Origin of the sequence: Spongiibacter taiwanensis, assembly GCF_023702635.1 — a bacterium.
Taxonomy (GTDB): Bacteria; Pseudomonadota; Gammaproteobacteria; order Pseudomonadales; family Spongiibacteraceae; genus Spongiibacter; species Spongiibacter taiwanensis.
Genome location: NZ_CP098455.1, coordinates 1249614 through 1268747, shown reverse-complemented (window position 1 = coordinate 1268747; position 19134 = coordinate 1249614). Strand labels below are relative to the sequence as shown.

Sequence of the window (19134 nt, the reverse complement as noted above, 5' to 3'; positions counted from 1 at the left end):
TGCCGAATCAAAAATCTGGCAGAAATTAAAGTGTAAATTTGTCGCCTAGGTAAATTTCCCGGACGATCTCGCTATTTAGCACGGTGTTCGCATCGCCTTCGGCGACGATTCTGCCTTCACCGACAATGTAGGCTTTTTCGCAGATGTGCAGGGTTTCCCGGACGTTGTGATCGGTGATCAGCACGCCGATACCCCGGGCCTGCAGGTGACGGATGATTTGCTGGATATCGTTGACGGAAATGGGGTCAACTCCGGCAAAGGGTTCGTCGAGCAGGATGAAGCTGGGCTCGGTGGCCAGGGCCCGGGCGATCTCGACCCGGCGACGTTCACCGCCAGACAGGGTCATGCCCTTGGATTTGCGGATATGGGTGATGTGAAATTCCTGCAGCAGCGCTTCGAGTTTTTCCTTGCGCTGGCTGCGATTCAGGTCTTTGCGTGTTTCGAGAATTGCCATGATGTTGTCGGCGACGCTCAATTTGCGAAAAATCGACGCTTCCTGAGGCAGGTAGCCTACGCCACATTGGGCCCGGCCATGGACGGACATGGGAGTAAGGTCGCGATCGTCCAACGTTATACGACCACGGTCGGCGTTCACAATCCCGACAATCATGTAAAAGCAGGTGGTTTTGCCCGCGCCATTGGGACCCAGCAAGCCGACAATTTCGCCGCTGCGGATGCTCAGCGAGACGTCCCGAATAATCTGCCGCCCTTTATAGGCCTTGGCGAGGTTGTGCGCGTTCAGAACCGGCATTAGGGCGAAGTCTCTCCGTCGTTGTCGTCATTGACCGGGGTGTTTTGTTTGCCACCCTGGGAGTTGACCTCGCCATTGCTCTGGGGTTGCAGGGTCATTCTCACCCGGCCGTTTTCTGCGGCACTGCCTCCGTCGGCGACAACGGTTTGTTTTTTGCCGCTATACACCACTCGATCACCGCTGATTTTTGAGCCCTGATGGGTGATGCTGGCATTTTGCTGAAGCAGAATTTCCTCGTCGGCCAGGCGGTATTCAATGGTGCCGGCGCTGGCAACCACTACGCCTTCACCGGCTCTGGGTTGTTGTTCGAATTTGGCCGGGTTGCCCTGAGCGATCACTTTTTCGACTTTGCGATCACTCTCGACAATGGTGAGTTTGTCGGCCTGAATTTTCAGGGTGCCCTGGGACATCTTCACGTTGCCACTGTAGATGCCCTGATTGTTTTCATAGGTGGCGCGATCTGAGCTGAGATTGATGGCCTGATTGCGGTCATCGGGCAAGGCGTGCAGGGGCGCAACGTTGAGCGTCGACATGGCTATCGCGGCGGCCAACAGTTTAGCGGGGCGCATAATGCCCCCTGACGTTATCAAGGAGTTCTACCCGCTCTTCTCGCAGCGACGCGTACATGCCGGTGGCTTTTGTGGTGCCGTTGGGCAGGAGCAGTGTGAGGGCTTGGTCGGTGCTGACTTCACTTTCTTGCAGGTCGATTTTCAACACGTTGGTTCTTATTTCAGCTTGTCTGATCAATTCGCGCACGACCACATCCTGGTTGAGCTGCAGGTGCTGGCCGCTACTGTTCAGGCGACCCTCTGTGGCGGTGGCAGTCCACGGGCGCTGCTCGGCGATATTCCCTAAATAAGAGGGTTCTTGCAAGCGCACAGAGCCATCTGAAATGTAACGTTCGGCGCTGACGGCCCGCCAACGGTAGGCCACGGCGCCATCTTCCCGGTATTTGATGCCCTCAATGCCTTCAAGGTAGGAATCCACATCCGGGGTGGGGTCAAAACGCTCGACAATGCTCAGCTTGCCGCTCTCGCTGAACTGCGTGAGGTAAAGGTAGGTACCCCCCAGCGCGGCCAGTGCCGAGAGCACTGACAATGCAGCGAAATTGAACCCCCGGCGCTTGGCCATTATAGAAACTGCTCCCAGGCGGCATTGAGTTTCCCTTGGGCTTTTAGCAGCAACTCGCAGACTTCCCGTATGGCGCCTTGTCCGCCTCTGGCATCGGTCTGCCAATCGGCGTGGCGGGCGACAAAGCTGTGACCATTGGCAACGGTGATCCCCAGACCAGCAGCAACAATGGCAGACAGGTCGGGCAAGTCGTCGCCCACATAGGCAATTTCGCTTAGCTCCAGGCCAAGATCGCTGCGCAATTCGGTCAGGGCTACCAGCTTGTCCTCGCGGCCCTGGTAGATCAGGTCGATTTTCAGTTCAGCGGCGCGCCGGGCCAGTAGCTGGGAGCTGCGGCCGGTGATGATTGCCGGTCGAATGCCGGCCTCTCTCACCAGTTTGATGCCCAACCCGTCCAGAATACTGAAGGCTTTGATTTCTTCACCGCTGTTGCCGAAGTACAGGCTGCCGTCGGTCAGGACGCCATCCACGTCCATGGCCAGCAGTTTAATGAGTTTGGCCTTTTCGATTACCGCGTGCACAGTCGGCTTCTCCGTTTAGGCAACGCCTGCTTTGAGCAGGTCATGGGTGTGAATGACGCCAACCGGGCGGCGCTGGTCATCGACGGCGACCAGTACAGTAATTTTGTGATCTTCCATAATGCGCAATGCCTCCGCGGCCATGGTGCCCGGCTTGATAGTGCGGCCGTTGCGGGTCATTACCTGTTCAATGGGAGCGTTGCGAATATCGCTGCCGCTATCAATGGCCCGGCGTAGGTCGCCGTCAGTGAAAATGCCCTGCAGCACGCCGTCATCGTCAACCACGGTGGTCATGCCAAGTGCTTTGCTGCTGATTTCCAGCAGGGCACCGCTGAGGGCTGTGCCGAGTTTTACCCTGGGAATAGCGTCGCCAGTGTGCATGATGCCGTCGATTTTCAGGAGCAGCCGCCGCCCCAGTGCACCGCCCGGGTGGGAGAAGGCGAAGTCGTCAGCGGTGAAGCCGCGTGCTTCGAGCAGAGCGATGGCCAGGGCATCGCCCATCACCAGACTGACCGTTGTGCTGGATGTGGGCGCCAGGTTCAGTGGGCAGGCTTCCTCTTTAACACCGACATTGAGGTGAACATCAGCGCTCTGCGCCAGCTCCGATGCGGGATTGCCGGTCATGGCGATCAGGGGAACGGCCAGCAGCTTGAGCAGCGGCAGAATGGTCACGATCTCGGCGGTGGTGCCCGAGTTTGACAGGGCAATCACCACGTCGCCGGCGGTGATCATTCCCATGTCGCCGTGGCTGGCTTCCCCAGGATGGACGAAGAAAGCCGGTGTGCCGGTGCTCGCCAGGGTGGCGGCGATCTTGTTGCCGATATGGCCGGATTTTCCCATTCCGGTCACCACCACTTTGCCGGTGCAATTGAGCAGTAATTGGCAGGCGCGGGTAAAGTCGTCGTCAATACGATCTGAGAGGGCCGCCACCGCGGCTCCCTCCATGCTGATGACCCGTTTCGCGGACTCAGTAAATGTCCTGGGCGTACTCGATGTTGCGCTGATGGTGCTAGCCCCCGGTTAAGCTGTTGCTAATCTTCCAACGATAATAATGAGGCCGCTCAGTGAGTGGAGGTTGGGCAGCTCTCGAAATGCCGGGGGCTATGATAATTTCCAATGTGAAAAAATAACAGGTTTTGCTGACCCGCAGCCTGGGGACGACTAACGTAGAATGGGGTCAAACAAAAAGTTCAGGTCCCGTGGCAGGCCGCATACGGTGAATTCGGGCTATCTGCGAAAGGAAATAGCGATATGTTGAAGAAGGCGATTTTTGCACTGTTGGTTTTTGTGGGCGCAAGTTCCAGCGCGTTCGCGACAGAAAAAGGGCCCTATGAAGTGGTGGCCGACACCACGCAAGCGCTTATGGCGGTTATCGAAGAGGCAAAAGGCTATGCCGATAAGGAGCCGGAGCGCTTTGAGCGCGAAGTGCGCGAACTGCTTGATGAGGTCGTCGATTTTCAAAGCTTCGCTCGGGGTGTCATGGGTAAATACGGTAGCCGTGGTTACTACCAGAGCTTGAAGACGGAAGAAGAGCGGGCCAAGTTTCGTAGCCAGGTCATCCGGTTCACCGAGAACTTCAAGGATGGGCTGATTAATACTTACTCCAAGGGGCTGCTGACCTTCAACGGAAACCGGATTGAGGTACTGCCCCTTGCCGAGGATGCAGACTTGTCTGGCAGTGTTGGCGTCGCCCAGCGGATTTACGGCGATCGCCCCCAGCCCTATCAGGTGTACTACACGCTGCGGAAAGGCGGCGACGGTAAGTGGAAAGTTCGCAATGTGATCATTGAGGGGCTCAATGTGGGCGAGCTGTATCAGAACCAGTTTGCTGCGGATGCCCGCACTTACCAAGGTGATATCGACAAGGTGATCGATAACTGGAGCGTGGTTCCTCAGGACGTTCTTGAAGGCAAAGCGGCTGAGCAGAAGTAAGGCTGCTCGGTCCCACAGTGCGAGATAGCCGCAGCCGTGGCGCTATCTCGCTATCCCCCCGGTAATTGCGTACAATTCCGCGCTTGAATTGAACAAGCAGGAATTGCATATCCCAATGATAGACGACATCAAATCCCGCCTCGCTGAGCACTTTCCTGACGGCCAAATTGAGGTCCAAAGCGACGGTAGTCACTACGCTGTGCAGATAGTAAGCAGTGCCTTTGACGGTTTGCGGCCGGTGCGACGTCAGCAGCTTGTCTATGCCGCCATCAACGATTGGATTCGGGAAGGGGCGCTGCATGCCGTTAACATCAAAGCGCTTACCCCTGACGAGCAATAATTTGCCCTGTCAAAGGCTGGCCGATGCCCTGACTCAGCGCGAGATCACGGCAGATCTGGAGATTTCATGGATAAGCTTTTAATACGTGGCGGCGGTCCGCTTAATGGTGAAATCAGGGTATCTGGTTCCAAAAACGCGGCGCTGCCGATACTGGCGGCAACACTGCTGGCAAAGGAACCGGTGTTGGTTCGCAATTTGCCCCATCTGCATGACATCACCACCATGATCGCCTTGCTGCGCAGTATGGGGACCGAGGTCGTTGTCGATGAACGCTTGGGTGTGGAGATTCATGGTGGTACCACCAATGAAACGACGGCGCCCTATGAGTTGGTCAAGACCATGCGCGCCTCGATTCTGGTGCTGGGGCCGCTGTTGGCGCGCTTCGGCCACGCTCGGGTATCCTTTCCGGGCGGTTGCGCGATTGGTTCGCGCCCCGTTGATCAGCACTTGCGTGGTCTCGAGGCCATGGGTGCGCACATTGAAGTGGAAGGGGGCTATATCACCGCGACCACACCAAATGGGCGGCTGAAAGGCGCCCATGTGCTGTTCGATATGGTGACAGTGGGCGGCACTGAGAACTTGCTGATGGCAGCGGCATTGGCCGACGGTCGAACGGTGTTGGAGAACGCCGCAAGGGAGCCTGAAATTGTTGACCTCGCCCATTTTCTGATTGCGATGGGCGCCAAGATTTCTGGCCACGGCACCGCCACAATTGTGGTGGAGGGTGTTGAGGGCTTGCGCGGTTGCGAATACTCGGTGATGCCGGACCGCATAGAGGCAGGCACCTATCTGGTTGCCGCCGCGGCCACCCGGGGCCGCATTCGGTTGCGGGAAATCTACCCCGATACGCTGGAGGCGGTGCTGGTAAAATTGCAGGAGGCCGGTGCCAAGATCGAGGTGGGTCCAGATTGGATCGACTTGGATATGGAAGGGCGGCGCCCAAAATCGGTGAGCGTAAAAACAGCACCGTATCCGGGGTTCCCGACCGATATGCAGGCCCAGTTTACCGCCATGAACACCGTGGCCGAGGGCATGGCCCATGTCACCGAGACCATTTTTGAAAACCGCCTGATACAAACCCACGAAATGAACCGGATGGGCGCGAAAATCAGTATAGAGGGCAATACAGCGTTGATTACGGGTACAGAGCGTCTGAAAGCCGCGCCGGTGATGGCCAGTGATTTGCGTGCCTCTGCCAGCCTGGTTATCGCTGGCCTGGTGGCCGATGGTGATACGGTGGTGGACCGGATTTACCATATTGATCGTGGCTACGAATGTATTGAAGAGAAGTTTCACTCGCTGGGTGCCGATATTCGTCGGTTGGCTAGCTGATAAATACGCGTTGAGTAAGTAACAGGACACTGCAGTGGATCAGCCGATCACCATCGCTCTAACCAAGGGCCGCATTCTCAAAGAAACCCTGCCGCTGCTGGCGGAGGCGGGGATCCATCCGCTGGAAGATATCGGCAGCAGTCGCAAGCTGATTTTTGAGACTAACCTGCCTCACGTGCGCTTGATTGTCATCCGGGGCACCGACGTGCCGACCTACGTGAAATTGGGGTCGGCCGATATGGGAATTTCGGGCAAGGACATGTTGCTGGAATTTGGCGCCGAGGATATGTACGAGCCACTGGATTTGGGCATTTCGCGTTGCCGCTTGATGACGGCAGGACGTGTCGGTGAGGCGCTGCCGTTGGGCCGGGTGCGGGTTGCGACCAAGTTTGTCAATGTCGCCCGGCGACATTTCGCCGAGCGCGGTATTCAGGTGGAGTTGATTAAACTCTACGGTGCGATGGAACTGGCACCACTGATGGATTTGGCCGATTTGATCGTCGATATCGTTGATACTGGCAACACTCTGCGGGCGAATGGAATGGAGCCCCGTGAATTGATCGCCGAGGTCAGTTCCCGGTTGGTGGTTAATAAAGCAGCGATGAAGCGTAAATATCAGAGTATTGATGCCATTGTAAGCAGCTTGGCGGCGGCGGTGCAGCGACGCTCAGGCGGGGAGGCCGTCAATGTCGGCTGAGCCCCTGTTGATTCGGCGGCTGAGTGCCGACGAGCCAGATTTTGATGGCCAGTTAGCTAAACTGTTGTCTTGGGATGAGGTGTCTAATCCCACGGTGGTGTCAGCGGTGACCGATATTCTCAGCGCACTGAGACGCGAGGGTGACGAGGCGCTGCTGAACTACACTCGGCAGTTTGATGGGGTTGCAGCGCAAAATGTCGCAGAGCTGGAGGTGCCCCTGGAGCGCTGCCGGCAAGCGCTGGCAAATATTCCTGCTGCATCCCGCCAGGCGCTTGAAGAAGCCGCTACCCGCATTCGCCAGTACCACGAACATCAGCGCCAGCAATCCTGGCAGTACGCGGAAGCTGATGGCACCGTGCTTGGCCAGAAAATTACGCCGATGGATCGCGTGGGCTTGTACGTTCCCGGGGGCAAGGCGACCTACCCCTCGTCGGTGTTGATGAATGCGATCCCGGCAAAGGTCGCCGGTGTGGGCGAGCTGATAATGGTGTCGCCAACCCCCAGAGGGTTTATGAATGAGATGGTGCTGGCTGCCGCGGCCATCGCCGGGGTTGATCGTGTGTTTGCTGTGGGTGGTGCTCAGGCCATTGGCGCCCTTGCTTTTGGCACCCAGCTGGTGCCCCGGGTAGACAAAATTGTTGGTCCCGGCAATATTTATGTGGCCACGGCCAAGCGCCAGGTGTTTGGGCTGGTTGGCCTCGATATGATTGCCGGTCCCTCCGAGATTCTGGTGATCTGCGATGGTCAGACTGATCCGGATTGGATCGCAATGGATCTTTTCTCCCAGGCCGAGCACGACGAAGACGCTCAATCTATTTTGATTAGCCCCGATAGTGCCTTTCTGGACCAGGTGGAGGAGAGTATTGCCCGCCTGCTTCCGGACGCGGATCGCCAGGAGATTATTCGGCAGTCATTGAAAGCCCGTGGCGCGTTGATTGAGGTCGGGAGTTTGCAAGAGGCGGTTGCGCTGAGCAATCGCATCGCCCCCGAGCATCTCGAATTGTCGGTGGCCGACCCCGACGCGCTGCTGCCGGATATCCGCCATGCCGGCGCGATATTTATGGGGCGACACACGCCTGAGGCCCTGGGTGATTATTGCGCCGGCCCCAACCACGTATTGCCAACCTCGGGTACGGCGCGGTTCTCCTCGCCCCTGGGGGTTTACGACTTCCAGAAGCGTTCTTCTATTATTCACTGCTCACCCGCCGGGGCCGCCGAATTGGCGAAAACGGCGTCGGTGCTGGCTCGAGGAGAATCCCTGACAGCCCACGCGATCAGTGCTGAGTATCGGATGAAGGGCGGCGCAGATGAGTAGGTTTTGGAGCCCCTTTGTTAAAGATCTGGTGCCCTATGTTCCTGGGGAGCAGCCCAAGGTCACTGATCTGGTCAAACTTAATACCAATGAAAACCCATACGGCCCCTCTCCTCGTGCGATAGAGGCCATCAGTGCGGCAGCGGACGATACCCTACGCTTGTATCCTGACCCGGACGGCGCTGCCCTAAAGGCGGTGATTGCCGAGTACTATCAGGTTGCTGCCGAGCAGGTGTTCGTCGGCAACGGCTCCGACGAGGTGCTGGCCCACGTATTTCATGGTTTGTTTGCCCGGGATAGCCAACATCCGCTGCTGTTTCCTGACATCACCTACAGTTTTTATCCGGTTTATTGTGGGCTCTACGGCATCCCCTATGAGGCGATTCCTCTGGCCGAAGATTTCCAGATACGGGTGGCAGACTTTAAAGGCATTAACGGCGGGATTATTTTCCCCAACCCCAATGCACCAACGGGCCGCTTTCTGCCGCTATCGGAGATTGAGCGATTGTTGTCGATCAACACCGAGACAGTGGTGGTGGTCGACGAGGCTTATGTCGATTTCGGTGGCGAGTCGGCAATAGCGCTGGTGGATAAATTCCCCAACTTACTGGTGACTCAAACTCTGTCGAAATCCCGGTCCCTGGCGGGCTTGAGAGTGGGTTTTGCCGTTGGATCGGCGGAATTGATCGAGGGCTTGGAGCGCATCAAGAACAGTTTTAACTCCTACCCGCTGGATCGGCTGGCGTTGGCAGGCGCAGTGGCGTCCTTTGAGGACGAGGCATATTTTCAACAAACCCGCGATGCAGTCATCGCAGAGCGTGAACGTTTGTCGGGGGCTTTGGTAGTGCTCGGGTTTGAGGTGCTGCCCTCTGCCGCCAACTTCCTGTTTTGTCGCCATCCCGAGTTTGATGCGGCGGCACTTGCTGCGGGCCTGAGAGAGCAGAAGGTCATTGTTCGGCACTTTAAACAGGCCCGGATAGAACAGTTCTTGCGGATCACGGTTGGAACCGCTAGCCAAAATAACCGGTTGCTCGAAGTGTTGGCGAGCTTGGTATCGGCAAAGACGTAATCAGGTATTTGGCCGGGCTGCGACGTCTGTTGTGACCGTCATTGGTGTGTCGTTGCGCAGAAAGCCAATTCTCACCGTCTCGCCGGGGCGAGTGTAGGTGATCAGCTTCATGCCTGCGTGACCATCGCCAACCAACTTCCCGTTAATATCTGTCAGAATATCGCCCACCCGCAGGCCCGCCTTGGCGGCCGGACCCTCAACGGCAAGCCCTGTGATGACCACGCCGTTGGTGCCGGTTGCCAGCGGTTGTACTTCCAGGCCCAGCCAGCCGCGCAGTGGTCGACCGTAGCGAATAAGATCGTTCATCGTGCGCAGGGCAAGATCGGTTGGAATGGCCAGGCCGATCCCGGTGGAGCCACCGCTTTGAGTGTAGATTGCGGTGTTAATACCGAGCAGCCGACCCTTGGTGTCAATCAGTGCGCCGCCGGAGTTGCCGGGGTTGATGGCGGCGTCGGTCTGAATAAAGTTTTCGTATTGACTCAGGCCAAGGCCGTAACGGCCGGTGGCGCTGACAATGCCCTGGGTTACTGTCTGACCAAAGCCGTAGGGGTTGCCGATGGCCAGAACAATGTTGCCCACGGTGACGGAGTCTGGCTCGGCAACCTTGATGCTAATCAAGTTCTCAAGATCGATTTTCAGCACGGCGAGGTCGGTGTCGGCGTCGCTGCCAATCACGCTGGCGAGTGCTTGGCGGCCGTCCTGGAGTAGCACCAGAATTTCATCGGCACCTTCAATTACGTGATAGTTGGTCAGCAAGTAGCCGTCATTGCTGACAATAACGCCGGAGCCCAGACTGCGCTCGAGCTGCTGTTTGGCGCGGCCGCTGCGGTTAAAAAAATGTTTGAACAGGGGGTCGTTCGCCAGCGGGTGACGCTGCTGCACAATTTTGGTGGTGTAAATGTTGGCAACTGCCGGGGCGGCTTTGGCGACGGCGTAGGAAAAATCCTGATTTTGCTTGGCGCCGAGGTACATCAGGATACACAGGCCCAGCAGCACACCGCAGACGGTTGGCCAAGCCAATTTTCTTGCAAAATCGAGTAGCAATGGGTTCCCCTCGCTGGCGGCGACTATGCCTGTCGCGCGTCTTTCCTTTAAGCTAGTTGAATTTGGGCTTTAAGCTAGGCCTTGAGAGGCAAAAGCCGGGCAGCGCCTGGAAAGCCCTTGATTTTGTTGTTGGCCAGGCAGCCGACCAATGATGTTTCCGGGGGTGCCCGCAATGGCGGGGCAGGCCGGATACTGTTGGCGGCGCGCCTGCGTGCACCAGCGCAAAAGAGCCATAGCGTAGCACGAATGAAACCAATTCCGAATTGCGGTGACCTTGAATGACGATATCCAACGCTGAATTTGCGAACGAACTCGACAATTTGTTGCGCATTGCCGAATTTAACGATTACTGCCCCAATGGCTTGCAGGTTGAGGGCAAGGAGCAGATTCGCTGTTTGGTGTCGGGTGTTACTGCCTCGCAGGCATTAATTGATGCCGCCATTCAGAAGGGGGCGGATGCACTGTTGGTACATCATGGCTTTTTCTGGCGGGGCGAGGAGCCTCGGGTTGTCGGAATGAAGCGGCGTCGGCTCGCCGCGCTATTGCGGCACGATATCAATTTGTTTGCCTACCACCTTCCCCTTGATGCGCACCCCACCTTGGGGAACAACGCCCAGCTTGCCGAGCGACTGGGGTTTATTTCAGAGGGTGGGATGGAGTCCGGGCCGTTGCCGGTGGGAAATGTTGGGCGCTTGGCTGAGCCGCTGTCTGCTGAAGCGCTGGCCGAGCATGTCGGTCGGCAATTGGGGCGTCCGGTGTTGTTAGAGGCGGTAGGCGACAAACCAGTATCGCGGATAGCCTGGTGTACCGGTGGTGCGCAGTCCTACATCGAGAAAGCTGCGGCCTTGGGCGTTGATGCCTATTTAACTGGAGAGGTGTCTGAGCCGACGATCCATGTTGCCCGTGAGCTGGGCATTCATTTTATCGCGGCCGGCCACCATGCCACAGAGCGGTATGGTGCTAAGGCGGTAGGCGAATACATGGCCCGGCGCCACGGCCTTGAACACCACTTTATCGATATCGACAATCCCGCCTGAGCGGGTCAGGCGTGGGGCGCCACCGGCGGCTCAACTTTCTTCTCTTCGCTTTCTTTATCCAGGCCAAACTCCTCGTGGAGGAGGCCTTTGCTGCCCGGTGATCTGGGGGCGTAGTCGAGAGGTTGCTGGGAAGGCGTCATGTGGGTGGGCTGGGTGTCCAGCACAGGGCGGCCTTCAGGCAGGGGTTGCAGCGGGCTGATGCCACTGGAGTGCAGGGTTTTGGCGCCTTCAACAATATGGTTGTGAACGCTGCGGTAGCTTTCAGCCAGCTCGTTGAGCAGCTCGGCGGTGTGGTCAAAGTGGTGGTTGACCTGCTGCTGATAGTCTTGCTGTTGCTTCTGAATGTCGTTGAACTGCTTTTCAATTGCCGTCCGGCTTTGCTGGCCCGGCTTCAATCGACCCAGCAGAAAGTAACCTAGTAGCGCGCCAGTAATCAGGCAGCTCACGGCGGTGATGATAACGGTGTTGATGTCGTACTCGTTCACAAAAAGTCTCCCTCAGGCAAAAACAAACTGCGGTGCCTTTCGGCAAGTATATCCGCATCCCCCTTTTCGGACAGCTATGACGGCTAAAAAATTGCCAATACGCGGTGGTGGCGGTAAAGTTGGCCCGGTTTTTTCGGCCTGTTAGCGCGAAACTCGGGACCAGGTCGCCCCATCAGGAACACGCTATGTCCACCCCTTTGCAACGATATCAGCAGGATCTTGAACAGCCTGATTTCAGCCGCGATGCGGCTCAGGAATACGCTGTGCAATGTTTGCAGCGCCTGTTTGATGAGTTGGTGGCAGCGCCGGAGTCGCCAAAAAGTGCGTTTGGGCGCTTCGCTGCCAAGATTGCCGGTCGAGCAAAAGATCGGCCTAAGATTCTCGGCCTCTATTTTTGGGGTGGTGTCGGACGCGGCAAAACCTACTTGATGGACACTTTCTTCGACACGTTGCCCTTTGAAAATAAAATGCGGGCGCATTTTCATCGCTTTATGCAGCGAGTGCATCGGGAGCTAAAGCAGCTCGAGGGGGAGAAGAATCCACTGGTACTGGTCGCCGATCGCATTGCCGACGAGGCAAGGGTGATTTGCTTTGACGAGTTCTTTGTTTCGGATATTACTGATGCGATGATTTTGGCAGGGCTGTTTCAGCGCCTGTTCGAACGCAACGTGGTGCTGGTTGCGACATCAAATATCGTCCCCGATGGGTTATATCAAGACGGCCTGCAGCGCGCCCGGTTTCTGCCTGCCATTGCCTTGATCAAAGAGAACGTTCAGGTGGTGAACGTGGACGGTGGTGTGGACTATCGCCTGCGGGCGCTGGAGAAAGCAGAGTTGTACCACAATCCGCTGGGCGCGGCAGCGGAGGAGAGTCTGGACAAGAGTTTTCGCAGCTTGGCCCCGGAGCCGGCCAAGGCTGACCAGCTGCTGGAAATTGAGGGGCGGCGCATTCGGGCGCGGTTTGTGGCCGATGATGTGGCCTGGTTCGAGTTTGATGAGCTCTGTGACGGACCTCGAAGCCAGTACGACTATATTGAAATTGCCCGGGTATTCCATGCGGTGGTGGTCAGCAATGTGCCCGTGTTGGGTGCTGGGCGGGACGATCAGGCGCGACGCTTCATTAATCTTGTTGATGAGTTTTACGACCGCAACGTCAAGCTGGTACTCTCTGCGGCCGCGCCGTTGGAGACGCTCTACAGCGGCGGGCGGCTGGACTTCGAATTTGAGCGAACCCAGAGCCGTTTGCTGGAGATGCAGTCCACCGACTACCTGACTCAGGAACACCGTCCATAACGGGTTACAGGTGGTTGGAAAAAGCTGAGAAATCCACTTGAAAAAGCGGGGGCGCTTATGTAGTATTCGCGCTCTTTGTTCGGTACGGGCCCCATAGGCGAGAAAATGAAAACCTTTAGTGCAAAACCCCAGGATGTGAAACACGACTGGTACGTGGTAGACGCCGCCGACAAAACATTGGGTCGTTTGGCCAGTGAGATTGCGCATCGCCTGCGCGGTAAGCATAAAGCCGAATACACACCACATGTTGATACCGGCGATTACATTGTTGTCGTTAACGCCGAAAAAGTGCGTGTCACTGGCAGCAAAACCACGGACAAAATGTATCACCACCACACCGGCTACCCCGGCGGTCTGAAGTCCATGAGCTTTGAGAAGCTGATCGACAAGGCCCCCGAGCGTGTTCTGCAGGGTGCGGTAAAAGGCATGTTGCCCAAGAACCCACTGGGTCGGGCCATGTTCAAAAAATTGAAAGTCTACGCTGGTACCGAGCATCCCCATGCTGCTCAACAGCCAGTCGAACTGAATATCTAACGGAAGCGTAATATGTCAGCTACCCAATATTACGGCACTGGCCGCCGTAAAACCTCATCAGCCCGGGTGTTCTTGAAGTCCGGGACTGGCAACATCACTGTGAATAACCGTGAGCTGGACAAGTACTTCGGTCGGGAAGTTGCGCGTATGATCGTGCGTCAACCGCTTGAGCTGGTTGAGATGACTGACAAGTTTGATGTCCTGGTAACCGTTAGCGGTGGTGGTAGCTTTGGACAAGCTGGCGCAATCCGCCACGGTATCAGTCGTGCACTGATGGAATATGATGAAGGCCTGCGTAGCGGTCTGCGCAAAGCCGGTTACGTGACCCGCGATGCGCGGGAAGTGGAGCGTAAGAAGGTCGGCCTGCGCAAAGCTCGTAAGAAGCCTCAGTTCTCCAAGCGTTAATCGCTTCAGCCTGGTGGCTGATGGAGAATGCCCTCGAAGGCTCTCGAAGAAAACGCCCACGACCTTACAATTGTGGGCGTTTTTTTTTGCCCGGCGAATAAGATGGCTTGAAACTTAGTGCGGCAATGATTGTCAGCGCGGGCCAAGTTAATTACTATTTGGGCCATTTGTGAATGTGAAGCGGGTTCCACTCTGTTCGAGCGGTGGCCGTTCTGTTTTCTGTGTGTAATGGGGGAATCGTCATGAGCAGTGACGGCGTGAATAAAGGGCGTCGGCGTTTTCTGACGGCAGCGACATCTGTCGTGGGCGCCGCGGGAGCGGTCGGTATCGCTACGCCTTTTGTGGGATCCTGGAATCCGAGTGCCAAAGCGAAAGCTGCCGGAGCACCTGTTAAAGCCGATATCAGTAAGTTGCAGGCTGGGCAGATGATCGTTGTGGAGTGGCGCGGTAAGCCAGTCTATGTGTTGAAACGCACGGAGCAGCAAGTCGAAGAGCTCGCTGAGATCGATCAGTACCTAAAAGATCCCGCTTCAAATAACGCCGATCAGCCTCAGTACATTGAAGGCGCTGCCAGGGCGATCAAGCCGGAGATTATGGTCTTCGTTGGTCTGTGCACGCACTTGGGGTGCGCGCCGAAATTCCGCCCAGAAGTGGGTACACCCGATCTGGGTGGCAAAGCCTGGGTAGGCGGTTTTTTCTGCCCCTGTCACGGTTCGCGCTTCGATCTTGCCGGCCGGGTGTATTCTGGTTCGCCCGCATCGCAGAACCTCATCGTGCCGCCATACTCCTTCGAGGGTGATAACGTGCTGGTAGTTGGTGTTGATCAGGGGGCTGCATAATGATTAAAACGTTGGTTGGACTGCGCGACTGGGTTGATGCCCGTCTGCCGATCATGCGTGCCTGGAACACCCATATGGGTAAGTACTACGCGCCTAAGAACTTCAACTTCTGGTATTTCTTCGGGGTTCTTTCCCTGGTTGTTCTGGTTAATCAGTTGCTGACCGGTATCTGGTTGACAATGAGTTACACCCCCAGCGCTGAAGAAGCGTTCCGCAGTGTGGAATACATCATGCGGGATGTGGAATTTGGCTGGATTATTCGTTACATGCACTCCACCGGCGCTTCGGCCTTCTTTGTGGTGGTGTATCTGCATATGTTCCGGGCGCTGCTTTATGGATCTTACCAAAAGCCCCGCGAGCTGATCTGGATCTTCGGTACGCTCATCTTCCTGGTGTTAATGGCAGAGGCCTTCGTGGGCTACGTACTGCCCTGGGGGCAGATGTCTTACTGGGGTGCTCAGGTTATTATTTCGTTGTTCGGTGCGATCCCGGTTGTTGGTGAAGACATCGTGCAATGGATTCGCGGTGACTTCCTGATTTCCGGTATTACCCTGAACCGCTTCTTCGCTCTGCACGTCATCGCGCTGCCGATTGTGCTGCTGGGCCTGGTGGTACTTCACCTGCTGGCGCTGCACGAAGTGGGCTCCAACAACCCCGATGGCGTAGAGATCAAAAAGCACAAAGACGAGAACGGCGTGCCACTGGATGGCATCGCTTTCCACCCGTACTACACCGTTCATGATCTGACGGCGATTGGTGTGTTCCTGTTTGTATTCTGCGCCATTATCTTTTTTGGTCCAGAGATGGGCGGCTACTTCCTGGAGTACGCCAACTTCGAAATTGCCAATGGCCTGAAAACTCCAGAGCACATTGCTCCGGTATGGTATTTCACGCCGTTCTACTCGGTATTGCGCGCGGTGCCGGATAAACTGCTCGGCTTCATCGCCTTTGGTGCCTCGGTCGCGATCATCTTCCTGCTGCCTTGGCTCGATCGCAGCCCGGTGAAGTCCTTCCGTTACAAAGGCCGTATCAGCAAGGTGATGCTGTTGCTGTTCACCGCATCCTTCCTGATCCTCGGTGTGCTGGGTGTGAAGGCGCCCACCGAAGCGCGGACGCTGCTGGCGCGTATTTGTTCGGTGATCTACTTCAGCTTCTTCCTCTTTATGCCGATTTGGACGCGTATTGAGGCGACCAAACCAGTACCTGATCGGGTGACTGATGGCGGTATGGGCTTCTGGAAGAGCATGCTGGTACTGGCAGTCGTAGCATTGCTGACCATCCTGCCGCTGAAAGCGGTGGGTGCGGAGTCGGCTTTCGACTGTGGCACTGTCGCCTGTGATGAAATGGAGCCTGATCTTTACGATCTGCCCTCCTTGCAGAGCGGTGCGCAAACCTACATGAACTACTGCATGGGCTGTCACTCCCTGCAGTATGGTCGCTACCAGCGGGTGGCGACCGACCTCGGTATTCCAGAGGATCTGTTTGAAGAACACCTGAAGTTTGATCAGTCGGCCAAAATTGGGGCGTTGATGACCAACGCCATGTCGGCAGAAGACGCCAAGAAATGGTTTGGTGCTGCGCCGCCGGACCTGACGCTGGTAGCCCGTGCCCGCAGCCCCGAGTGGCTGTACACCTATCTGCGGACCTTCTACAAGGATGATTCCCGTCCTTACGGAGTGAACAACAAAGTGTTCAAGGATGTGGGTATGCCCCATGTGCTTGCCGAGCTCCAGGGTGTGCCTGTCTGCGCTCCTGGCCCGGTCCACGCCGAAAACGGCGGGATTCTTCGGGATCCTCTGACCGGTGAAGATGTACTCTACGGCAAAGACGGCAAAGCACTGAACCCCTGTGGCAGTTTTGACTACCAGCCTGCTGGTTCCTTGAGCCCGGAAGAATATGACAAGGTGATCTACGACTTGGTAAACTTCCTGGAGTACATGGGTGAGCCTGTACAGGCCAAGCGGCAGCGAATTGGGATATATGTGCTGGCGTTTATCGTGTTGTTCTTCATTTTCGCTTTCTTGCTGAACCGCGAATACTGGAAAGACGTTCATTAATCCAGCGGTTCATCAACATGGCTTCAAGGCGGGCAGTCTGGTTAAGCGGACCGCCCGTTTGTTTTCTCTGAACAGTTAATTAGAGGTGCGAGCAATGGGCGTGGTTGCCAAACGTTCTACCATGACCTTCTTTTCTGATGCCGCCAGTCACTACAGTCATCGTGTAAGGATTGTGTTGGCTGAAAAGGGTGTCACTGTCGATATTATCGATGTTGATCCGAACGACCTTCCCGAGGAAGTGACGGAACTGAACCCATACAACACCTTGCCGACGCTGGTTGATCGCGATTTGGCACTCTATGAGTCCAAGGTGATGATGGAATATCTGGACGAGCGCTTCCCGCATCCGCCCTTGCTGCCGGTATATCCTGTTGCTCGTGGTGAAAGCCGTCAGTTCATCTATCGCATCGAGCGCGATTGGTGTCGGATGGTTGATGAGATCCTGAGCAACCCTGGCCAAAAAGAGCTGGATAAGGCGCGTAAGGATTTGCGGGACAGTCTGCTGACCATCGCGCCGATCTTTGCCGAAAAGCCGTTCTTCATGAACGATGAGTTCACACTGGTGGATTGTTGTCTCGCTCCCATTCTGTGGCGTCTGCCCCAGTTGGGTGTGGCCCTTCCCCAGACCCGGCAATCCAAACCGCTGCTCGATTATATGCAGCGTCTGTTCGAGCGCCCTTCCTTCCAGGAAAGTCTCACCGAAAAGGAACGCGAACTGCGGGATCAGGCGTCAGTCGCCTGAGGAGCCGATTGGGTATATGTCGATGACATCCAGCAGGCCCTATATGGTTAGGGCCGTTTACGAGTGGGTTTCGGACAACGACTGCACACCCTATATCTTGGTGAATGCTGAGATGGAGGGGGTGCAGGTGCCGGAGCAGTACATTCAGGATGGCCAGATTATCCTCAATATCTCATCGTCCGCGGTGGTCGGGTTGAACATCAGTAACGACTATCTTACGTTCAAAGGCCGTTTTGGCGGCGTTGCCCAAAGTATTTCCGTGCCGGTGGCCGCGGTATTGGGAATCTATGCCAGAGAAAATGGCCAGGGAATGTTATTTGATTCGGAAGATCCACCGCCGCCGATGCCACCCTCACCGGGTGGTGATGATGGTACGCCGCCTCGACCCAAGTTGAAAGTGGTCAAGTAATTAGTGTCGGCGGCTTTGCTGCCGACACTACCTCCACGCCATTCAGTAGTACTCAAACACCCGAACGACTTTTTGGACGCCGCTGGTCTGACTGGCGATCTGGGAGGCCTTCTCTGCCTCGGCGCTGGATACCAGGCCCATGAGGTAAACCACCCCGCTCTCGGTAACGACTTTTATCCGCGAGGCATCCAGGGTGTTGTCCAAGGAAAGTTTGCTTTTCACTTTGGTTGTAATCCAGGTGTCGTTGCCGCGCATGCCCATGGTCGAGTTGGGGCCCACGGTCACTTCGTTATGGACCTTGCGGACTTTCTTCACCGCAGCGGCAATTTCTTCGGCCTGCTGGCGTAGCGATTCGGTGGCGGTTTGCCCGGTAAGTAGCACAATGCCGTTGTGACTCACGGCGCTGAGGTGGCTCTCCTCCAGCTCGGGGCTGGTTTTGCGGATATTGACGATCACCTTGGTCTCGATAATTTCGTCATCAATGTAGCTACCGAGACTGCGGGTGCCGGGGTCATCCTGGACGGGCGACTCTGTGGTTGCCGTCATCACCTGGGTGCAGGCAGAAAGCGCCAGAGCGCAGCCGAGTAAAGCAATAGTGCGTTTCATCATGCTTGTTCCATTCCGAAAATTTGGGCGTCAATTAATTCGCTAAGACTGTGCACAGTGATCAGCTGCATTTCAATGACTCTGGGCCGATCTTCGACGGGGATGGCAATCTCGATATCGTCGGCAGAGAGAAGCGCACTGCCGTCACCGCCATTCATATTGTTGATGCTGATGACCCGCATTCCGCGTTCATGGGCCGCTTGAATGCAGCGCAGGATGCTGCTTGACCCGGCGCCCATGTAAAAGATCACCAGGCAGTCGCCCTCGTGTCCCAGCGCCCGAACCTGACTTGAAAAAATGTCGCTGAAGCCATTGTCGGCGGCAATGGCGGTGAGTGCGGCAGCATCGGTATTCAGCGCAATGGCCGGGAGAGAGGGTCGCTCCCGGCGATACCGGTTAATGAGGTTCCCTGACAGTTGCTGGGCGAGCAGGGCAAAGCTGCCCTCTCCGCAGCACAGCACCTTTCCGTCGCTCAGCATACTTTCTACGATATAGGCGCTGGCGGCGGCGACGTTGGGGCCGATAGCCTCCATCGTATACATGCAGCTTTCGATGTGGCGATGAAAGAGGTCAATGACGCTCTCGGAAAGATCCTCGGTCAA

At 56.4% G+C, this 19134-nt stretch carries 23 protein-coding genes; 14 read left to right on the top strand and 9 right to left on the bottom strand.

The window, feature by feature from the left end; all coding sequences use genetic code 11:
* Positions 1 to 25: 25 nt before the first annotated feature.
* Genes lptB through NCG89_RS05885 form a run of 5 tightly spaced genes read right to left on the bottom strand, consistent with a single transcriptional unit; the run spans position 26 to position 3345 of the window.
* A complete protein-coding gene (lptB, locus tag NCG89_RS05905) occupies positions 26 to 751 on the bottom strand; it encodes an LPS export ABC transporter ATP-binding protein (RefSeq protein ID WP_251088839.1) in 726 nt (241 codons plus the stop codon).
* Positions 751 to 1320 carry a lipopolysaccharide transport periplasmic protein LptA gene (lptA, locus tag NCG89_RS05900; protein WP_251088838.1) on the bottom strand — a complete coding sequence of 190 codons (570 nt, stop codon included), beginning with the start codon at positions 1318 to 1320 and terminating at the stop codon, positions 751 to 753. Before lptA ends, lptB begins: the two co-directional genes overlap by 1 nt.
* Positions 1307 to 1882: an LPS export ABC transporter periplasmic protein LptC gene (gene lptC, locus NCG89_RS05895; RefSeq protein WP_251088837.1), complete on the bottom strand. Its 576-nt coding sequence runs from the start codon at positions 1880 to 1882 to the stop codon at positions 1307 to 1309. Before lptC ends, lptA begins: the two co-directional genes overlap by 14 nt.
* The gene (locus tag NCG89_RS05890) at positions 1882 to 2403 is read right to left on the bottom strand and encodes a KdsC family phosphatase (protein ID WP_251088836.1); all 522 of its coding nucleotides are present in this window, start codon (positions 2401 to 2403) and stop codon (positions 1882 to 1884) included. The genes lptC and NCG89_RS05890 overlap by 1 nt, the downstream gene beginning before the upstream one ends.
* 15 nt (positions 2404 to 2418) lie before the next feature.
* Entirely contained in the window at positions 2419 to 3345 is a 927-nt protein-coding gene (locus NCG89_RS05885) for a KpsF/GutQ family sugar-phosphate isomerase (protein WP_251088835.1), read from the bottom strand.
* Positions 3346 to 3651: 306 nt separating this feature from the next.
* On the opposite strand from NCG89_RS05885, the gene NCG89_RS05880 reads away from it, so the two are divergent.
* The 6 genes from NCG89_RS05880 to hisC all read left to right on the top strand — a co-directional run bounded on the left by NCG89_RS05880 (position 3652) and on the right by hisC (position 9082).
* On the top strand, positions 3652 to 4332 hold the full coding sequence (locus tag NCG89_RS05880) for an MlaC/ttg2D family ABC transporter substrate-binding protein (RefSeq protein ID WP_251088834.1): 681 nt from the start codon (positions 3652 to 3654) through the stop codon (positions 4330 to 4332).
* A 115-nt stretch (positions 4333 to 4447) separates the two neighbouring features.
* The gene (locus tag NCG89_RS05875) at positions 4448 to 4672 is read left to right on the top strand and encodes a BolA family protein (protein WP_251088833.1); all 225 of its coding nucleotides are present in this window, start codon (positions 4448 to 4450) and stop codon (positions 4670 to 4672) included.
* Between the two features lie 66 nt (positions 4673 to 4738).
* Complete coding sequence (gene murA, locus NCG89_RS05870; protein WP_251088832.1) at positions 4739 to 6004, top strand: UDP-N-acetylglucosamine 1-carboxyvinyltransferase; 1266 nt, start codon at positions 4739 to 4741, stop codon at positions 6002 to 6004.
* Between the two features lie 34 nt (positions 6005 to 6038).
* The gene (gene hisG, locus NCG89_RS05865) at positions 6039 to 6701 is read left to right on the top strand and encodes an ATP phosphoribosyltransferase (RefSeq protein WP_251088831.1); all 663 of its coding nucleotides are present in this window, start codon (positions 6039 to 6041) and stop codon (positions 6699 to 6701) included.
* Positions 6691 to 8016 carry a histidinol dehydrogenase gene (gene hisD / locus NCG89_RS05860; RefSeq protein WP_251088830.1) on the top strand — a complete coding sequence of 442 codons (1326 nt, stop codon included), beginning with the start codon at positions 6691 to 6693 and terminating at the stop codon, positions 8014 to 8016. Before hisG ends, hisD begins: the two co-directional genes overlap by 11 nt.
* Positions 8009 to 9082 carry a histidinol-phosphate transaminase gene (hisC, locus tag NCG89_RS05855; RefSeq protein WP_251088829.1) on the top strand — a complete coding sequence of 358 codons (1074 nt, stop codon included), beginning with the start codon at positions 8009 to 8011 and terminating at the stop codon, positions 9080 to 9082. Before hisD ends, hisC begins: the two co-directional genes overlap by 8 nt.
* On the opposite strand, the gene NCG89_RS05850 is transcribed toward hisC, so the two are convergent.
* Complete coding sequence (locus NCG89_RS05850) at positions 9083 to 10126, bottom strand: S1C family serine protease (RefSeq protein WP_251088828.1); 1044 nt, start codon at positions 10124 to 10126, stop codon at positions 9083 to 9085.
* Positions 10127 to 10404: 278 nt separating this feature from the next.
* Between NCG89_RS05850 and NCG89_RS05845 the strand changes: the two genes are divergently transcribed.
* Entirely contained in the window at positions 10405 to 11163 is a 759-nt protein-coding gene (locus NCG89_RS05845) for a Nif3-like dinuclear metal center hexameric protein (RefSeq protein ID WP_251088827.1), read from the top strand.
* Between the two features lie 5 nt (positions 11164 to 11168).
* On the opposite strand, the gene NCG89_RS05840 is transcribed toward NCG89_RS05845, so the two are convergent.
* Positions 11169 to 11648, bottom strand: coding sequence for a Z-ring associated ZapG family protein (locus tag NCG89_RS05840; RefSeq protein WP_251088826.1), 480 nt, complete (start codon positions 11646 to 11648; stop codon positions 11169 to 11171).
* Between the two features lie 185 nt (positions 11649 to 11833).
* Here NCG89_RS05840 and zapE point away from each other — a divergent pair, with 185 nt between their 5' ends.
* The 7 genes from zapE to NCG89_RS05805 all read left to right on the top strand — a co-directional run bounded on the left by zapE (position 11834) and on the right by NCG89_RS05805 (position 17926).
* Complete coding sequence (gene zapE / locus NCG89_RS05835) at positions 11834 to 12940, top strand: cell division protein ZapE (RefSeq protein ID WP_251088825.1); 1107 nt, start codon at positions 11834 to 11836, stop codon at positions 12938 to 12940.
* Positions 12941 to 13045: 105 nt separating this feature from the next.
* Complete coding sequence (gene rplM, locus NCG89_RS05830; RefSeq protein WP_251088824.1) at positions 13046 to 13474, top strand: 50S ribosomal protein L13; 429 nt, start codon at positions 13046 to 13048, stop codon at positions 13472 to 13474.
* A gap of 12 nt (positions 13475 to 13486) precedes the next feature.
* The gene (gene rpsI / locus NCG89_RS05825; protein WP_251088823.1) at positions 13487 to 13879 is read left to right on the top strand and encodes a 30S ribosomal protein S9; all 393 of its coding nucleotides are present in this window, start codon (positions 13487 to 13489) and stop codon (positions 13877 to 13879) included.
* Positions 13880 to 14121: 242 nt separating this feature from the next.
* A complete protein-coding gene (petA, locus tag NCG89_RS05820) occupies positions 14122 to 14718 on the top strand; it encodes a ubiquinol-cytochrome c reductase iron-sulfur subunit (protein WP_251088822.1) in 597 nt (198 codons plus the stop codon).
* Positions 14718 to 16775, top strand: coding sequence for a ubiquinol-cytochrome c reductase (locus NCG89_RS05815; RefSeq protein WP_251088821.1), 2058 nt, complete (start codon positions 14718 to 14720; stop codon positions 16773 to 16775). The genes petA and NCG89_RS05815 overlap by 1 nt, the downstream gene beginning before the upstream one ends.
* Positions 16776 to 16869: 94 nt before the next feature.
* Positions 16870 to 17517 carry a stringent starvation protein SspA gene (gene sspA / locus NCG89_RS05810; RefSeq protein WP_251088820.1) on the top strand — a complete coding sequence of 216 codons (648 nt, stop codon included), beginning with the start codon at positions 16870 to 16872 and terminating at the stop codon, positions 17515 to 17517.
* 16 nt (positions 17518 to 17533) lie between these two features.
* Complete coding sequence (locus NCG89_RS05805) at positions 17534 to 17926, top strand: ClpXP protease specificity-enhancing factor (protein ID WP_251088819.1); 393 nt, start codon at positions 17534 to 17536, stop codon at positions 17924 to 17926.
* 42 nt (positions 17927 to 17968) lie between these two features.
* On the opposite strand, the gene NCG89_RS05800 is transcribed toward NCG89_RS05805, so the two are convergent.
* Positions 17969 to 18535, bottom strand: coding sequence for a BON domain-containing protein (locus tag NCG89_RS05800; RefSeq protein WP_251088818.1), 567 nt, complete (start codon positions 18533 to 18535; stop codon positions 17969 to 17971).
* A complete protein-coding gene (locus NCG89_RS05795) occupies positions 18532 to 19134 on the bottom strand; it encodes a D-sedoheptulose-7-phosphate isomerase (protein ID WP_251088817.1) in 603 nt (200 codons plus the stop codon). Before NCG89_RS05795 ends, NCG89_RS05800 begins: the two co-directional genes overlap by 4 nt.

What these genes read in the sequence shown, in the direction of transcription:
- lptB (WP_251088839.1), bottom strand. Translation starts at nt 751, where the DNA reads ATGCCGGTTCTGAACGCGCACAACCTCGCCAAGGCCTATAAAGGGCGG.
- lptA (WP_251088838.1), bottom strand. Translation starts at nt 1,320, where the DNA reads ATGCGCCCCGCTAAACTGTTGGCCGCCGCGATAGCCATGTCGACGCTC.
- lptC (WP_251088837.1), bottom strand. Translation starts at nt 1,882, where the DNA reads ATGGCCAAGCGCCGGGGGTTCAATTTCGCTGCATTGTCAGTGCTCTCG.
- NCG89_RS05885 (WP_251088835.1), bottom strand. Translation starts at nt 3,345, where the DNA reads ATGGAGGGAGCCGCGGTGGCGGCCCTCTCAGATCGTATTGACGACGAC.
- NCG89_RS05880 (WP_251088834.1), top strand. Translation starts at nt 3,652, where the DNA reads ATGTTGAAGAAGGCGATTTTTGCACTGTTGGTTTTTGTGGGCGCAAGT.
- NCG89_RS05875 (WP_251088833.1), top strand. Translation starts at nt 4,448, where the DNA reads ATGATAGACGACATCAAATCCCGCCTCGCTGAGCACTTTCCTGACGGC.
- murA (WP_251088832.1), top strand. Translation starts at nt 4,739, where the DNA reads ATGGATAAGCTTTTAATACGTGGCGGCGGTCCGCTTAATGGTGAAATC.
- hisD (WP_251088830.1), top strand. Translation starts at nt 6,691, where the DNA reads ATGTCGGCTGAGCCCCTGTTGATTCGGCGGCTGAGTGCCGACGAGCCA.
- hisC (WP_251088829.1), top strand. Translation starts at nt 8,009, where the DNA reads ATGAGTAGGTTTTGGAGCCCCTTTGTTAAAGATCTGGTGCCCTATGTT.
- NCG89_RS05845 (WP_251088827.1), top strand. Translation starts at nt 10,405, where the DNA reads ATGACGATATCCAACGCTGAATTTGCGAACGAACTCGACAATTTGTTG.
- zapE (WP_251088825.1), top strand. Translation starts at nt 11,834, where the DNA reads ATGTCCACCCCTTTGCAACGATATCAGCAGGATCTTGAACAGCCTGAT.
- rplM (WP_251088824.1), top strand. Translation starts at nt 13,046, where the DNA reads ATGAAAACCTTTAGTGCAAAACCCCAGGATGTGAAACACGACTGGTAC.
- rpsI (WP_251088823.1), top strand. Translation starts at nt 13,487, where the DNA reads ATGTCAGCTACCCAATATTACGGCACTGGCCGCCGTAAAACCTCATCA.
- petA (WP_251088822.1), top strand. Translation starts at nt 14,122, where the DNA reads ATGAGCAGTGACGGCGTGAATAAAGGGCGTCGGCGTTTTCTGACGGCA.
- NCG89_RS05815 (WP_251088821.1), top strand. Translation starts at nt 14,718, where the DNA reads ATGATTAAAACGTTGGTTGGACTGCGCGACTGGGTTGATGCCCGTCTG.
- sspA (WP_251088820.1), top strand. Translation starts at nt 16,870, where the DNA reads ATGGGCGTGGTTGCCAAACGTTCTACCATGACCTTCTTTTCTGATGCC.
- NCG89_RS05805 (WP_251088819.1), top strand. Translation starts at nt 17,534, where the DNA reads ATGTCGATGACATCCAGCAGGCCCTATATGGTTAGGGCCGTTTACGAG.
- NCG89_RS05800 (WP_251088818.1), bottom strand. Translation starts at nt 18,535, where the DNA reads ATGATGAAACGCACTATTGCTTTACTCGGCTGCGCTCTGGCGCTTTCT.